Genomic DNA, 16,639 nt, shown 5'->3' on the forward strand with positions numbered 1-16,639 from the left:
CTAATGAACCAGTGAACTAATGAACTTAAAACTTCAAATGCTTAACCGTTAACCCGTTATTGATCAACTGCTTTAAGGATTCGATACCGATATGCAGGTGTGTTTCAACAAATTGCTCGGTTACTGATGAATCGCTTTCGGCGGTTTTAACACCTTCGGGGATCATCGGCTGATCTGATACCAGCAGCAGCGCACCTGTAGGGATCTTATTGGCGAAGCCGGTTGTAAATATGGTTGCAGTCTCCATATCAACGGCCATGGCACGCAGATCTTTAAGGTATTTCTTGAATACTTTGTCGTGCTCCCAAACGCGGCGGTTAGTGGTATAGCAGGTACCGGTCCAGTAATCGCGTGAGTAATCACGAATGGTAGTTGAGATAGCCTTTTGCAATGCGAATGCCGGCAAAGCAGGCACTTCGGGAGGTAAATAATCGTTGGATGTACCTTCGCCACGAATGGCGGCTATCGGCAGGATCAGGTCGCCTACGTTGTTCTTTTTCTTAAGGCCTCCGCATTTGCCCAAAAATATAACAGCTTTAGGGTGAATGGCTGTAAGTAAGTCCATAACAGTAGCCGCAACCGAACTGCCCATACCAAAGTTAATAATGGTAATACCGTTTGCTGTAACGCTTTGCATTGGTTTTTCAAGCCCCATAATAGGCGCGTTATCATTCCATTGCGAAAACAGCTGGATATACTTTGAAAAATTGGTAAGGATAATATACTCACCAAATGCTTCAAGTGGTCTGCCGGTATAGCGTGGCAGCCAGTTAGCAACAATTGCTTCTTTTGTTTTTAATCCTGATTTTACGGGCGATTGCACTTCCTTCACCGGCGGTGGCAAGGCATCTCCGTCCTTTTTAATGTTTAATTCTTCGTTCATATGATTTCTTTTTATACAGCAAACCCCGGTATAAGAACCAGGGCGCGCTTTATTTTTTAATAAATATAAGTGTTTGCTTATATACTGTGCGTTAAGCTACTTTTAACTTTTTCAGATCAGATTTTTCAAACTTCTCGCGTGCGTAATCCAAAGTTACGTTCAAACGTTTCACATCTTTTTTGGATGGAAACTCGAACATAGCATCGATCATGATAGCTTCGCATATTGAGCGTAATCCCCTCGCACCAAGTTTAAATTCCATTGCTTTATCAACAATAAACTCCAGCACTTCGTCTTCAAAATCAAGCTTTACACCTTCATATTCAAACAGTTTTTTGTACTGTTTCAATAATGAGTTTTTAGGCTCGGTAAGGATATTGTGCAATGCTTCTCTATCAAGCGGGTTGAGGTAGGTAAGCACCGGCAAACGGCCTATCAACTCAGGGATTAAACCAAATGATTTCAAATCCTGCGGTGTAATATACTTATAGAAGTTTTTAGTATCGATATCGCCCTCATCGTGCTTAAACTTGTAACCAACAGTTTGGGTACGCAGTCGATTGGCGATCTTTCTTTCAATACCGTCAAATGCTCCACCGCAAATGAAAAGGATGTTGCTGGTATTTACCGTGATCATTTTCTGATCCGGGTGTTTACGGCCACCTTGTGGTGGTACGTTAACCATGGTACCTTCTAATATCTTCAATAGTGCTTGTTGTACACCTTCTCCGGATACGTCGCGGGTGATAGAAGCATTATCGCTTTTACGGGCTATTTTATCAACCTCATCAATGTAAACAATACCTTTTTCGGCAAGGGTTACATCATAATCGGCCGATTGCAGTAAGCGGGTTAGGATGCTTTCAACGTCCTCCCCTACATAGCCTGCTTCGGTTAGCACAGTAGCGTCGCAAATGCAAAATGGAACGTTAAGTACTTTGGCGAGTGTTTTAGCAAGCAGGGTTTTACCCGTACCTGTTTCACCCACCATGATGATGTTTGATTTTTCAATCTCAACCTCATCTTTATCAATACGCTGATTTAAGCGTTTATAATGATTATATACAGCTACCGAAAGTATCTTTTTGGCATCATCCTGCCCAATAACATACTGATCAAGATGTGCCTTCATCTCTGATGGCTTAAGCAAGGCCGGCGCCAGAGGCGATGACTTGACTTTACGTACCTTCAACTCCTCAGCCAATATTTCATTGGCCTGGTTCACACATTTATCACAAATGTGTGCATCAAGTCCTGCTATTAACATCAGGGAATCCTGTTTACCGGCACCGCAAAATGAACACCTGATCTCTTTGCTGTTTTTATTCATCTGATTTGTCTTCTTACTCAAAGTTAAAAAATTAGTGGCAAAAAAAAAAATCCTGCCCGTAAGTCGGGAAAGTGAGCAAGTCCGGAAGCAGCTCAGCTTCCGGACTTTAATAACTTTTTAACATTCCAAACATCCAGACTTTCCGACTTATCGGAATCCGGACTTTCAAGAATTATTTCCCTTTGTTACCTCTTAAAATCTCGTCAACCATACCAAATTCTTTGGCTTCTTCTGCAATCATCCAGTAGTCACGGTCAGATGCATCCCAAACTTTTTGGTAAGGTGCACCGCTGTGATCGGCAATGATCTGGTACAGTTCTTTTTTCAATTTAGTGATCTCCTGATAAGTGATCTCGATATCCGACTGCTGGCCCTGAGCACCGCCTGATGGCTGGTGGATCATTACCCTTGCATGCGGAAGCGCTGCCCTTTTACCTTCAGTACCGGCTACTAACAGTACTGCAGCCATTGACGCCGCCATACCTGTACAAATAGTGGCCACGTCATTTGATATAAACTGCATAGTATCATAGATACCTAAACCTGCATAAACCGAGCCACCTGGTGAGTTAATGTAGATCTGAATATCGCGTTTAGCATCAGCCGATTGTAAGAATAGCAACTGAGCCTGGATAATGTTTGCAATATTATCATAAATGGCATCGCCCAGGAAAATGATACGGTCCATCATCAAACGTGAAAACACGTCCATGGCCTGTACATTAAGCTGGCGTTCTTCAAGGATGTAAGGGGTCATGCCGGTTGGTACAGTAGTGATACCACCTGTTGGCATATTGCCTCTTTCAACACCTGCAATATATTTGTCTACATAAAGACTGTTAATACGGTGATGCTTAACAGCATATTTTCTGAATTCGTTTTTATCGATATTACTGCTCATGGTTTTTGTTTGTTGTTCGTTAGGAAATGCGGGCGTCTTACCCGCGATAAATATAGTTTTTAGTTCAATAGATTTTTTGCAAGATAGTTTTTATTACGTAATTTTTTGATGAGGCCTACGTGACTAAACCTGATTTTTTTTGGTCAAAACTAACAGTAGAGTCGGCAGGAAGATGTTGGTGAAAATACCAACATCGGGCAGATACTCTCTTATGTCATTGCGAGTGTAGCGACGAAGCAATGACATATAATCTTAACGACAGATAAAACACCAAAAGCAACCTTTTGAGTTGCTTTTGGTGAATATGCTATAAAATCTATCCCTTTTCAGGGCGATTGAAAAACTGCTTACTGTGCTGCGGTAACCAATGCACTGAAATCAGTGTAAAGGATATCCTGCTTATCTAAAGTGATCACATTTTTGATATAATCAAATACCTTTAATGCTTTTACCTCTTCAAATATCTTGTTAGCGTTGTCTTTGTTTTGCAGGTACTGAACAGTGTACTGGCCTAATTGATCCTCAGGGATAGCAGTCGGGCTGTACATCCTGAACTGCTGATCTAAACGGATCTTAGCTAATTCAAACACATCTTCATATTTAATTTCGATTGTGTTATCAGTAATGATCTTGTTTTCAATCAAAGTCCATTTCAAGTTTTGAGCAAAATCGTTGTAACCGCCTTCTAATTCCTCGTCGCTCAGTTTTTCGTTAGTTGCTTTTAACCAACGTTTCAGGAACTCATCAGGAAGGGCGAAATCAACTTTAGCGATAGCCAGTTTGTACATGTCGTCCTGCAATTTGCGGTCGGCATCCTGAACCATCATGCTTTCAAGTTCTTCAGTAATTTTAGCTGTGAACTCCTCTTCGGTAGTTACAGTACCTTCACCAAATAATTTGTCAAAGAACTCCTGATTAAGATCACTTTCTTCTAAACGGTTAACGTTTTTAACAGTTAATTGGAAATCGCCTCTTAAATCAGCTGCATCGTCTTCTTCAATTTTCAATAAACCGGCAATTTTAGCCGCGTCGTTATCAAAAGCTTTACGAATATCGAATGTTAACACATCGCCTTTTTTCAAACCGATCAGTGAAGCTTTGATTGCTTCATCCTTGATCTGATCTAAACGTACAGACGCTGTATTGGTTATTCCACCCTCAAAAACACTACCATCAGCCGAAAGTTGAACCAATTCGCTGTAAAGAACGTCATCATCTGCCGATACGTCAGGATTTGTCATTTTGCCATAGCTGCGGCGGATATTTTTGATCCTTGAAGCCAGCGTTTCGTCATCAACTTTGATTACGTATTGGGTTAATTTATCTTTTGATGAAAAGTCGATGCTGAACTCAGGAGCTAAACCTAATTCATAGCTAAACTCAAAGTTATCGGCAAAATCCCAGTTGTATTCTTTGTTATCATCTGCAGCAGGCAATGGCTGACCCAATACGGCCAGTTTTTGCTCGTCGATATAGTTATTTAAAGTATCTTGTAACAGGTTGTTGATCTCATCAACAAGGATGCTTTTGCCGTACATTTTTTTGATGTGCGATGCAGGCACCATGCCCGGGCGAAAACCAGGAATTTTTGCTTTTTTAGCGTTTTCCTTTATAGCTTTTTCAACACGTGGCTGGTAATCTTCAGGGTTGATGTTAATTTTAACAACTGCGTTCAGGTCATTAATTTTTTCCTGTGTAATATTCATCTTTTTACCGGGTATTTAATTTAATCCTTTGAAATATAGCCTAAAACCTAATCCGTGCTATACAAAATTCGAGGCGCAAAAGTATGAATTTATTTTTAATTAGCGCTTGAATTTATATTGTTTTGAAATTTTACAACGTGGTTACTGATGGGCTTTATTGTTTTCAAATAAGCGTAAATTGCTTCCAGATCTGACACTTTCATGGCGCCATATCTCCACCATGGCATTATGGTTTGAAATTCACCCGGTTTTACCGGTGTCGGCTGCATTTTACCATTGGCAAATTGAGTAAAGCGACTTACAAATTGCTCTTTTGTCCAGCTGCCAATGCCTGTTTCCTTATCGGGCGTAATATTAGCTGAAAACACTTTACTTCCACCGGGTACTATATAACCCTGTCCGCCGGCAAAGGCCATAGCCTCGTTCAATTTACCTTTATCTGATTGCGTGTGGCATTCTTTACAGGCCGCGGCGTCAAGCAAATAGGCTCCATATTTAACAGTATCTGCCGGATTGGGGATATTACCCAACGCAGCCTTTTGCGGCATGGTATGTACAATAACATTCAGCGGAAAATCGAGCTGATGGCCCGGATAGTTTTTGCCACTGGGTTTCAATGTACGTATATAGGCTATAATGGAATAAAGGTCTTCCCTATCCATTTTTGCATAATAAGGCCATGGCATTATCGGAAATATGGCCGACCCATCTTTTTTAACACCAGTGGTCATTGCCCTGAAGATTTCGCCATCAGTCCAGTTACTTAGGTTTAAAGGAGTAATGTTAGGCGAATAAACCGTGCCGGGGAAACCTGCTGAAGCATCAAATTTTTCACCGCCGGCACCGGAAACTGTAGAATCTGAAGGGCCCGCGAATTTATCCCAACTACGGGTAGAATGACAATCCAGACAAACCGTAACATTATTGGCCAGATACTTACCGCGGGCAATGCGTTGTGGCGTGGCATCAACTTTAATAGCTTCGGGTTGGCCTACATTGGGCAATGCCAGGGTTATGTAGGAGATGCCGGCAACAGCGACAAGAACAAGCGCTATAATTGCATAGGCCGTCCATTTTAAAAACTTTTTCATTCAAATTTTTAACAGTGATAGGTTGTAAAATCAAAAAAAGCCGCGAATTAGTTATATCCCCGGCCTCTTCGTTAATTATTATAAAGTGGATCAGTCAACTTTTTTGATAGATGAAGCGCCCGATTTATCGTTATTCACGGTAGATGGGGAGCCTTTGTATTGAATTTCGGAAGCACCACTGGTGTGCACGTTCAGCGTTTTAAGCACATTGATCTTGCAATGTCCAATGCCCGATGTTTCGATATCATAGTCACCAACAACAAAATCAAAGGCTTCTATTTTACCGGCGCCGCTCAGGTCAATCTTGTGCGATGCTGCCTGGCCTGTAAGGTGTACATCTGTGGCACCACTGCCGTCGGTTGAAACATTGGCGGCGTTAAGGTCAAGCGTAACTTTAGTAGCACCTGAAAGATCAAGCTTGAAATCTTTAGCGTTGAGCTTGCCGTCAGAATTAACTTCAACCGCGCCCGAAGCTTTAATTTCTTCAAGGTTTTTCACGCCGATGTTGATCACCATATCACCGGGATCGCAGAAATTCTTTTTTGATTTAATATGTAATACACCACCTTCAACCGAAGTTGAAATATATTTGATCAGGTTATCATCGGCTTTGATATCGATAGTTAACGAACTATCCTGCTTCAGGTGTACTTTAAAAGCGCCTGAGATCTCAACTTTTTTAAAATCTTCGGCCTTGCGCTTTTCTGTAGTCTGGTTTCCCGAACCGTGTACGCATCTGTAATTACATGATGATAATATGGCTGTAGTTATTAATGCGCCTGCTATAGTGAAGGTAAAAAGGTATTTTTTCATAGTATGGTTGTTATGACGCCGAATGGCAGTTTAGTGTTACATCAAAATTAAAAAAAGCTATCACATTTTGAGTGATAGCTTTTGAATATATGATGGACTTTTGCAAAAGTGAGTTATTAAAGGCCTGCAAACTCGTTTTCAACGGTGTATTTAGCAGGGGCATTGGTTACTTTATCGGTAAAGTTTACCGCAGCGAAAGCATTGTTGTTTACAAATGATTCGCGGGTGTGGTTAAGGGTGTAAACATCGGCAGTACCTGTAAACTCTGCTTTAGCTTTATCGTTAACGTTTACAGTGGCAGCGTAAGCATCAATATTTAATTTAGCAGATGCATTGTTGTAAAGGTTAACATTCAAATCAAGGGCAGCAAGTTTCCCGAATGATTTAACTTCGGCATTGTCATAAGCGTCGATAGCTTTCAAATCATTGGCAGTTACCCAAACTACGAGTTTTTCGTTTTTGTACGAGGTGATACGCAGGGTACCATTGTTATTTTGTACCAATGCGTTTTCTGAATAATATTTGTTGTAAACTTTAACATTTTCGTTTTCGCCGGCTGATACATATACTTCAACGTTACCGCGAACTTCGATCTTGTTGATCTTGCTTACGTTGTTTAAAACTACGGCTGCGCCGTTGTCAATTTTGGTTGCTGCGTTAGCTGCTGTTGATACTCCAAGTGCTAAAACTAAAGAGGTTACGATTGTTAATATTGTAGTTTTCATGATGATTAATATTTTGATTGTCAATTATTTGTGTTGTTATTTCATTTAATACACAGATAAGACGCCCCCATTTTTAAAACGTTACAGCAGTTTCGGGCAAATTAGATGTACAGCAGGTTTTAGTCGGCGAACAGCGGAATTACATCGGTAAACAGCGGAAGAATTTTTGTGCGCAGATATGCAGATTTCAGATGTGCAGATGAAAAGTAATGACGGCAATGCTATTAATGCCATTCGAAACCTCTTTAATTGGGGCTGCTATAAACGCAAAAAGCGTTATTGTTCAATAACGCTTTATACATTAACAAAAGAAGATATCTATGTGACCTTCGATAGAGTTTATCCCTTCCTCACACCTTTTAAATACAGGTTCAGCTTTTCGATGTTTTGCTTTAAGCCTTCATCAGCTTTAAATGTTTTTACTACCTGTACAAACTGCTCATGCGTTTCAAAAAGCATGTGCCAGCTCAAAAAGGTTTGCTCTCCCCGTTCGTCAAACTCAATGGTTGCAACAAATTTTGGACTGCTGACATGCTCGTATACTATCTTTTTAAGTGGAATAACTTCTTTAAATACACTCTTATTTTTATAATCTGTCCCGTCGGGGCCATGCATCACCAAATCCCACTCCCCTCCCGGTTTAATTTCCATTTTACTAATGGTATTGGTGAAGCCGTTGGGGCCCCACCACTGGGCAATATGTTCGGGTTGGGTCCAAACTTCCCATACCAGCTCAACCGGGGCATCTAAAGTTCTGGTTAAGCGCAGTTCACGATCTGCAGTGCTACTTTGATTGTTTTCCATTTCTTTCATTTTTTAGGTTTACAACATATTTCTCAAGGTTATCCAGTTTATTTTCCCAGTGCTGGCGATATTGATCAACCCAAACTGATATTTCGCCAAGCTGATCAAGCCGGGCTTCGCAGACCCTATCGCGGCCCTGCTGTTTAACGTTTATCAAACCGCAATCGGCCAGGATCTGGATATGCAGTGAAATTGCCTGCCGTGTAACATCAAAGTTTGCAGCTATCGCATTCACGTTATGCGGCTGTACAGCAATCATATTGATAATCGCTCTTCGGGTGGGGTCGGCTATCGCCTGGTAAACATCTCGTCTGGCTTTCATAATTGCGCAAGTAAGTACTTGCAAATATAAATGCAAGCATTTGCTTGCGCAAGTATTTTTTGAAAATAGTTTTATTAATAAAAAAACAAAAACGTCGCCACCCTATTAACGGTAACGACGCTCCGGAAAACAATTTGAGGTCAGTTCAAATTACCATGGCAGTTCTTCGCCAAAGGCTGATCGAGGCAGAGCAGAAAAACTTTGTTGAGACCATCAATTAAGGTGTTGCAGATGGCGAATATCGCCTGAAATAAACGCTGCCTATTATTGAAACAAGTTCAACATAACAATAACTTTTTAGTTATCTTATTGGTAATAATATTAAAGCATCTTTTAACACGCGCCCCTTTGCAACGCAAAAGCACACAAAAAAGCCGCCCCTTTCAGGGCGGCTGCACTATATATAATTGACTCAAAAAAATGGCTGTTATAAAGTTGCAAATTGATCAACCGCTGGCTTGGTTTCTTTATTCAAAGTTTCGGTAGCGTGAGTGTAGGCTAAACCGTTGCTGTTTACGTTTGAAGTTGCATTTCTTGTTAGACTATACTCATTGGTATTACCTTTAAGCTCGGCTTTGGCATTACCGCTTAGGGTGATGCTGGCGCTATAAGTATCCAGGTTAAGATTGGCAGATGCATTGTTGTTTAATTTAACATCAAGCTCGATGCCTGAAAGGCAACCGAATGATTTGATCTCGGCATTATCATAGGCGTTAATGGCGCTTAATTGGTTTGCAGTTACCCAAACTACCAATTTTTCGGCTTTATATGATGAGATGCGCAATACGCCTTTTTGTGACTGAACCAGAGCGTTTTCAGAATAGTAGCGGTTGTAAACTTTCACCTGGTCGGCCGGGCCGCTTGATATATAAAGTTCAACATTGCCGTAAACTTCAATTTTGTTGATTTTGCTGATGTCGGTTAAAATTATGCCTGCATCAGTTTTAGCAGTATTTGCAGATGCGATGTTTGCGAAGCCAAGTACCATAAACAGTACGGTAGCGATGGCGGTTAATGTAGTTTTCATGGTATTAATATTTTGATTGTCAAGTGATTATTATTTTATTTCATTGAATACATACATATGACGATCTCAAATAAAAAACGTTACAGCAGGTTGAGCCTAATTAGCTGTAGGGCAGGTTTTTGTCGGTAAAGGGCTGATTTTTCCCGGTGAAGTGGGGGAGAAAATTTGAGGATAAGATGAAGATTATAGCACATAAATGATTATTAACGTCATGCCGAACCTTGTTTCGGCACCCCACTCGCTAAGCTTCTGCGTGCTAAGCAAAGCGTTGCCCTGTCCTGTGGGGTCCTGAAACAAGTTCAGGATGACGGGTGGGTATTAAAAGAGAGCTATTCATCAACTTAAATAATAAGCCTCACCGTCGGTCTTAATCTTCCCTGCATCGAGCAGCAGGCGTACGGCCTCCATTTTTTCTTTTTCGGTACCGATGTTGATCCCGGTTATCAGTCCGCCGATATCGGGGTTGCTGATCCTGAGCAATTGTACTATTTCGGTGGTGATGTTGTCGAAAATTTCGTCTTGATTTACCCTGCGTTTTTCCTCAAGGCAAACATCGCAGATCCCGCATTTACGACCATTTGGCTCATCAAAATAAGCCAGCAACATCTGGCTCCGGCAGCGTTTATGAATGGCGTAGGCAAAAACAGCTTCCATTTTTTGGCGGTACACTTCTTTGCGCTGCTCAATATATTTCCGGTCGATGATGAGGTGGCTTCCCTGTACCCGTGGTTTTAAATAGGTAACCTGGGGCTTATCTGTTTGCTGCATATAGCTTATCAGGCCGTATTGCTGCAATTGTAACATCCCCTCAATAACCTGCTGAACGCTTAAACCTGTTCGCCTTGCGATATCAAACTCCTTGATACGTACATAATTTTCAAACGCGCCACCGTATGAGCGCAGCAGGGTTTTGATAAACGGGTCCCAGCCGGCGTTCTGGATCTGGAAGTTGTATAGTTGTTCGTTAACTACCTCAAACTGAAAACGCGAGGGCAAAAATACGCTTTCGTTAAAAGCCAGGTATTCATCACGCTCTAAAAACTTAAGGGCGTTGAGTGTTTTAATAGCATCGAGCTTAAAGCGGCTGCAAAATTCGCCAAGGTCGAGATCAAAGCTTAGACCCTCGCCGGCCTCATAAGCCACCTGGTAATAATTGGCCAGGTTATGGTATACCTGCTTAATTTCCTCAACCGATGGAAAATTAAGCTCATACATCTTTTCCTGTTTCAGCTTATCGGCAGGGTTATATAACAGTACGCCAAAGGCTTTATTACCGTCGCGGCCGCCCCGGCCGGCTTCCTGGTAATAGGCTTCCAAACTTTCGGGAATATCCTTGTGGATCACAAACCGTACATCCGGTTTATCTATCCCCATACCAAAAGCATTGGTAGCCACGATCACCCGTACCCGGTTATTTTTCCAGGCCTCCTGCTTTTCGGCGCGCTGGTCAACAGTCAGGCCTGCGTTGTAATAATCGGCCCGTATACCGTTATCCGTCAGGAACTTTGCTATCTCAAAAGTTTCCTTCCTGCTCCGTACATATACAATGCCGCTTCCCTTAACACCGCGTACAATATTTAACATTTTACGGAACTTATCTTCCTCATGCTGCACTACATAGCTGATATTTCGCCGTTCGAAACTTTGCTGGTAAACTACCGGATTTTTGAATTTCAGCTTTTCCTGAATATCGGCCTTAACATCAGCAGTAGCGGTTGCTGTAAGCGCAAGCACCGGCACATTGGGGTGCAACTCCCTCAGATCGGCAATATGCAGGTACGGTGGCCTGAAATCGTACCCCCATTGCGAAATACAATGCGCCTCGTCCACCGCGAAGAGGTTTACTTTCATGTACTTCACCCGCTCGCGCACCAATTCACTCAGCAAGCGCTCGGGCGACAGGTACAGGAACTTTACCGAACCATAAATGCAATTATCCAGCGCCAGGTCTATCTCACGGCGGCCCATCCCCGATACTATCGATATAGCATTGATGCCTTTGGCCCGCAGGTTTTCAACCTGGTCTTTCATGAGTGCGATAAGCGGCGACACCACTATACAGATCCCCTCTTTAGCCAACGCCGGCACCTGGAAACAAACTGATTTACCGCCACCGGTAGGCAACAGCGCCAAAGTATCATTTCCTAATAAAACAGATTGGATGATCTCGGCCTGCATGGGCCTGAAGGTATCATGGTTCCAGTACTGTTTTAATATTTCTTCGATGGTCATGGGTAAACGCTGACCTCAAAACTATTAAATTTAAGGGAAATTTGGGCGGGTTATGGATAGAACGTTAAGGTCGGAATCAGAATTTATAGAATTAAGGATTTACAAATGCAAAGAAATTCGAAATCGAACATCCGAAATCCCAAATTATCATTGTGGGCGTTACCTTCGGCCCGCGCTATCCGCTCATACTGCGCAGGCCTTAGCCGCTTGGCCGGTATCCGCTACTATCGCTAACGCAAAACAGGTAGTTAATTAAAACTCCATCAACCATTTATAAAACCCAGGCCAGTCGCCGTTCCATTGCTTTTCATTGTGGGATGCGCCTTTGATTACAGTAACGGGGGCGTTTTCGGGTTTTACCCCTCTTGATTTCAGCAAATTGGCCATTTTTTGCATATCGGCTACCATACTGGCGCTTTCTGCATCGCCGCAAACAAAATAAAAACGGCTATTTTTATTTATTGCAGCCTGTTGTGCCTGGTCATAAATTTGCGGCGCGATCCAGAACGCGGGCGAAAATACTCCTGCATTTCCAAACACCCCGGGATACTTAAGTGCGGCATACATGGAAATAAGTCCGCCCATGGAGCTGCCCGCAATGGTTGTGTGTGCGGCATCAGTTTGGGTACGGTAATGAGCATCAATATATGGCTTAAGCTCTTTAATCAAAAATTGAACATAATCGTCTCCCCTGCCTTCACCATATTTTGAATTATACGGGTCATACTCGGTTATGCGGTACTCGCCTCCATGATCGATACCTACTATAATACTTTCCTGCCGTACTGGTATTTTATCCATCAATTCATCAATGCCCCATTCGCCATAGCTTGAGGTGTAATCATCAAAAAGGTTTTGCCCATCGTGCATATAAATTACCGGGTATTTCTTTTTGCCTGCCTCGTACCCGGCCGGCAGATAGATCCAAACCCTCCGCTGCCTGCCTAATTGCGGCATCTGAAATTTTTCGCTGATCAAATGTACCCTCGTTGTAGCGGTATGTTTCTTTTCGGGTACGCCAAAGTTATCCTGCCAGGCTTCAATGTCCAGCTTAATAGTTGTATCTGCGGCTATTTTTAGGTTGCGGTTATCAATGGGCTTGCCAGCAACATCGCATTCAACGGAGTTCCAACTGCCACGGGTCACTTTAAAATGCACGATACCAACCGGCAGTTCTTTGTTCAATACATAATTCCCGCCCGGGGTTTTGAGCAGTTCCCAGGTTTTATCAGCAGGATTCCAGCCGTTAAAATCGCCCGCCAGGAACAGGTGTTCAGACGAGCTTTTCAGGGTTGCTATTTTGCCGGTAAAAAAGGAGATTTTCACCTGGCTAAAAAGCAAAAAATTTTGTCCAAAAAGCAAAAACGCGCAGAAAATTATTTTTTTCATTATCATAAAAAGCTAAAAACCGGGAACGTTGCCGGGAACGTTCCCGGAAAGGGGTTGCATAATAGTAAAATCACCTATTGTGTACACCTGACACTTACTTATTTCACAAATATGCGTTTAAATCTAAATTTCGCATAAAAACAATAATTTTTCCCCACTACTTTAATAAATTTCAATATTTCTTTACAGTTAAAAAAGACTTAATTAAACGCTTTGAAATTATCTTTTATATAAAATTTGCAATTGATATTTGTAAATGTAAATTAGTCGCATGCTGTTTCGGCCACAATAATAAACCAATTATAGACGGCAAAATAAGCCTTTTTTTATTCATAAAAATCAATAAGTAAATGAGAAAAAATTACTCAAAAAAGTATGTTCTTCTTTGTGCTTTCCTGATGATGTCATTCATGGCGTTTTCACAAACCGGGAGTATTAAAGGAAAGGTATCTGACGAAACCAACCAGCCCCTCCCCGGTGCTACGGTTACCGTCGATGGTACCACTATTGGTTCAACTACCGACCCTAATGGTAACTATGCCATTAACAATGTAAAAGCCGGTACTTACACCCTAAGTGTAAAATTTATCGGTTATATTACCATCAAAAAAACAGTAACCGTTAACGGCGCGACGGTCGAAAACTTCAGCCTCGCTCCCGAAAGCAAAAGCCTGAACGAGGTAGTGGTTATAGGTTACGGTACCCAGCGCAAAAAAGATCTTTCAGGCGCAATCACCAACGTAACCGCCAAAGATTTCCAAAAAGGCGTTATTACCACCCCCGAGCAGTTAATTGCCGGTAAGGTTGCAGGTGTATCCGTAATATCAAACAGCGGCGCGCCTGGTGCAGGTAGTACGATTCGCGTGCGTGCGGGTGTATCACTGGCGGCAGGCAATGATCCGCTGATCGTAATTGATGGTGTACCTATCGATCGTCCGCGCAACGGTGATGGCACATCGAAAATACCGGGGGTTGCAGACCCGTTGAGCTTGATTAACCCAAATGATATTGAATCGTTTTCCATTCTGAAAGATGCGTCGGCTGCTGCTATTTATGGTAACAGGGCCTCAAACGGCGTCATATTGATTACTACTAAAAAGGGCAAAAGCGGTAAACCGGTTATCGATTTCAGCACTCAATTTTCGGCCAGCAAGCTCAACAAGTATGTCGACGTGCTTACAGGCGATCAAATACGCGATTATGTGAATGCCAATGGCACAGCCATACAAAAATCACAGCTTGGCACAGCAAATACCAATTGGCAAAAGCAAATTTACCAAACAGGCATCACTACCGACAATAACATCAGTATATCAGGTGCAACGAAACACCTGCCGTATCGCGTCTCTGCCGGGTATTTTGATCAGACAGGTATTTTAAAAACCAGTTCATTACAGCGGTTTACCGGCGCAATTAACTTAAGCCCAAGCTTTTTTACAGACCATTTGAAAGTAACCCTGAATGCTAAAGGCTCACAGGTGAAACAGCGGTTTGCAAATGAGGGGGCAATTGGAGCGGCAGCTAGCTTTGATCCTACTAAACCTGTTTACTCGGGCAGCAATCGTTTTGGTGGCTATTATGAATGGCTGAATGATCCGTCAAAACCATCTACAAGCCAGCTTAAAGGGTTAGCCACGCTTAACCCACTGGGCCTACTTGAAGAGCAAGACAACCGCAGTAATGTTTATCGTAGCATAGGCAATCTCCAATTGGATTATAAGTTTCATTTTTTACCCGAATTACATGCAAATGTTAACTTAGGCTACGATGTATCTAAAGGCTCGGGCAGTGTGAACATTCCTGATAGTGCGGCTTCAAACTATAACGGATTTCAGGACGGTAAAGGGATCACTCACCGCGGCCAGCGAAACCCGTATAGAGGCACACAATCAAATACTATATTTGAAGGTTACTTCAGCTATGCTAAAGACCTAAAAAACATCGCAAGCCATATCGATGCGGTTGCCGGTTACTCATACCAGGATTTTAGCACAAAAAATTACTATTACGGATCCTATGCATTTGACGGAACCGAAAGACCCGGCTCTAATCCAAACTTTAATTTTGATGAACCGGAAAACAGGTTAATATCCGTTTATGGTCGTTTAAATTACGTATTTCAAGATAAATATATCCTAACCGGTACTGTACGCCGCGATGGTTCATCAAAATTCAACCCCGATAGAAGATTTGGTACCTTCCCTTCTGTAGCATTTGCCTGGAAATTAAAACAAGAGCAGATGTTTAAGGGAATAACCGCATTATCTGATCTTAAATTACGCCTGGGTTACGGTATAACCGGCCAGCAGGATGGCATTGGTAACTATGATGTGATATCGTTTTATAATCTTAGTGGTAACGCCGCCAAATATCAGTTAGGCGATATTTTATACAACCTGTACCGTCCGGGCGGTTATTATTCCCAACGTACCTGGGAGCAAACAGCATCATCAAACGCCGGGCTTGATTTTGGATTTCTTGACAACCGCATTACCGGTACCCTTGATTTTTACTACCGCAAAACATCAAAACTCCTTAACAGCATACCCCAGCCCGCAGGTACTAACTTTTCAAATACCATTGTGGCCAACATTGGCGATTTAACCAGCAAGGGTGTAGAATTAAGTATTAATGCAGATGTGATCAGATCTCAGGATATGAACTGGAGCATCGGCTTTAATGCCACCTACAATACCAACAAAATTACCCGGCTTACCCTGGCTCCTGATCCAAGCTATCCCGGTGTGTTAACGGGGGGCATATCAGGCGGCACCGGTAATACAATCCAAATCAATTCGGTTAATTATCCCCGCCTTTCCTTTTACGTTTATCAACAGGTTTACGGTGCCGATGGCAGACCGCTTGACGGCGTTTTTGTTGACCGCAATAAGGATGGCATTATCAATAGCAGCGACCTTTACAGATATAAAAGCTCAGATCCTAAGGCATACTTCGGTCTTAATTCAAACTTCAATTATAAAAAATGGTCAGCGGGCTTCTCAGCAAGGGCAAGTGTAGGTAATTATGCTTACAACAACGTGCTTGCAAGCTCGGGCACACAATTAAGCGTATTTAACGGCATAGGAATTTTGAACAACGCTTCTACAAGTTTGCTTCAAACTGGTATAGTGGGCTCTTCTGATAAGATGAGGCTATCCGATTACTACATACAGAACGCGTCGTTTATAAAAATGGATAACATTAACCTCGGCTATAACTTTGGCAAAGTGTTTGGCAACACCGGCAATTTACGTGTAAGTGCTAACGTACAAAACGTATTTACCATTACCAAATATAAAGGCCTCGACCCCGAAGTTAGCAGCGGCATTGATAACAATTTTTACCCAAGGCCGCGTACCTATGTGTTAGGTTTAAACCTTTCATTATAATATAAAGCTGATAACGCAAAAAAGATT

Annotated in this window: 13 protein-coding genes; 1 reads left to right on the forward strand and 12 read right to left on the reverse strand. The window is 42.2% G+C overall.

Annotated elements, in window-relative coordinates:
* Positions 1 to 25: 25 nt before the first annotated feature.
* From DIU38_RS14040 to DIU38_RS14095, 12 genes are all read right to left on the reverse strand, one after another.
* Positions 26 to 883: an AMP nucleosidase gene (locus DIU38_RS14040; RefSeq protein ID WP_091176387.1), complete on the reverse strand. Its 858-nt coding sequence runs from the start codon at positions 881 to 883 to the stop codon at positions 26 to 28.
* 91 nt (positions 884 to 974) lie between these two features.
* On the reverse strand, positions 975 to 2,213 hold the full coding sequence (gene clpX, locus DIU38_RS14045) for an ATP-dependent Clp protease ATP-binding subunit ClpX (protein WP_090524534.1): 1,239 nt from the start codon (positions 2,211 to 2,213) through the stop codon (positions 975 to 977).
* A gap of 172 nt (positions 2,214 to 2,385) precedes the next feature.
* Positions 2,386 to 3,114: an ATP-dependent Clp protease proteolytic subunit gene (locus DIU38_RS14050; protein ID WP_090524532.1), complete on the reverse strand. Its 729-nt coding sequence runs from the start codon at positions 3,112 to 3,114 to the stop codon at positions 2,386 to 2,388.
* Between the two features lie 347 nt (positions 3,115 to 3,461).
* Positions 3,462 to 4,820: a trigger factor gene (gene tig / locus DIU38_RS14055; protein ID WP_091176391.1), complete on the reverse strand. Its 1,359-nt coding sequence runs from the start codon at positions 4,818 to 4,820 to the stop codon at positions 3,462 to 3,464.
* Positions 4,821 to 4,915: 95 nt separating this feature from the next.
* Complete coding sequence (locus DIU38_RS14060; protein ID WP_112652034.1) at positions 4,916 to 5,911, reverse strand: c-type cytochrome; 996 nt, start codon at positions 5,909 to 5,911, stop codon at positions 4,916 to 4,918.
* A 90-nt stretch (positions 5,912 to 6,001) separates the two neighbouring features.
* The gene (locus DIU38_RS14065) at positions 6,002 to 6,724 is read right to left on the reverse strand and encodes a head GIN domain-containing protein (RefSeq protein ID WP_112652036.1); all 723 of its coding nucleotides are present in this window, start codon (positions 6,722 to 6,724) and stop codon (positions 6,002 to 6,004) included.
* Positions 6,725 to 6,840: 116 nt separating this feature from the next.
* Positions 6,841 to 7,449 (reverse strand): GIN domain-containing protein, encoded by a 609-nt coding sequence (locus DIU38_RS14070; protein WP_112652038.1) that lies wholly within the window; start codon positions 7,447 to 7,449, stop codon positions 6,841 to 6,843.
* Between the two features lie 339 nt (positions 7,450 to 7,788).
* On the reverse strand, positions 7,789 to 8,253 hold the full coding sequence (locus DIU38_RS14075) for an SRPBCC family protein (protein WP_091176413.1): 465 nt from the start codon (positions 8,251 to 8,253) through the stop codon (positions 7,789 to 7,791).
* Positions 8,234 to 8,575, reverse strand: a complete 342-nt coding sequence (locus DIU38_RS14080; RefSeq protein WP_112652040.1) for an ArsR/SmtB family transcription factor — start codon at positions 8,573 to 8,575, stop codon at positions 8,234 to 8,236. The genes DIU38_RS14075 and DIU38_RS14080 overlap by 20 nt, the downstream gene beginning before the upstream one ends.
* A 427-nt stretch (positions 8,576 to 9,002) precedes the next feature.
* Positions 9,003 to 9,602: a GIN domain-containing protein gene (locus DIU38_RS14085; protein ID WP_112652042.1), complete on the reverse strand. Its 600-nt coding sequence runs from the start codon at positions 9,600 to 9,602 to the stop codon at positions 9,003 to 9,005.
* A 336-nt stretch (positions 9,603 to 9,938) separates the two neighbouring features.
* On the reverse strand, positions 9,939 to 11,834 hold the full coding sequence (locus tag DIU38_RS14090) for a RecQ family ATP-dependent DNA helicase (protein WP_112652044.1): 1,896 nt from the start codon (positions 11,832 to 11,834) through the stop codon (positions 9,939 to 9,941).
* A 252-nt stretch (positions 11,835 to 12,086) separates the two neighbouring features.
* Positions 12,087 to 13,223, reverse strand: coding sequence for an alpha/beta hydrolase (locus DIU38_RS14095; protein ID WP_167516180.1), 1,137 nt, complete (start codon positions 13,221 to 13,223; stop codon positions 12,087 to 12,089).
* A gap of 350 nt (positions 13,224 to 13,573) precedes the next feature.
* Between DIU38_RS14095 and DIU38_RS14100 the strand changes: the two genes are divergently transcribed.
* Positions 13,574 to 16,612 carry a SusC/RagA family TonB-linked outer membrane protein gene (locus DIU38_RS14100; protein ID WP_112652048.1) on the forward strand — a complete coding sequence of 1,013 codons (3,039 nt, stop codon included), beginning with the start codon at positions 13,574 to 13,576 and terminating at the stop codon, positions 16,610 to 16,612.
* Positions 16,613 to 16,639 lie beyond the last annotated feature (27 nt).

Origin of the sequence: Mucilaginibacter metallidurans (genome assembly GCF_003286435.2) — a bacterium.
Classification (GTDB): domain Bacteria; phylum Bacteroidota; class Bacteroidia; order Sphingobacteriales; family Sphingobacteriaceae; genus Mucilaginibacter; species Mucilaginibacter gossypii.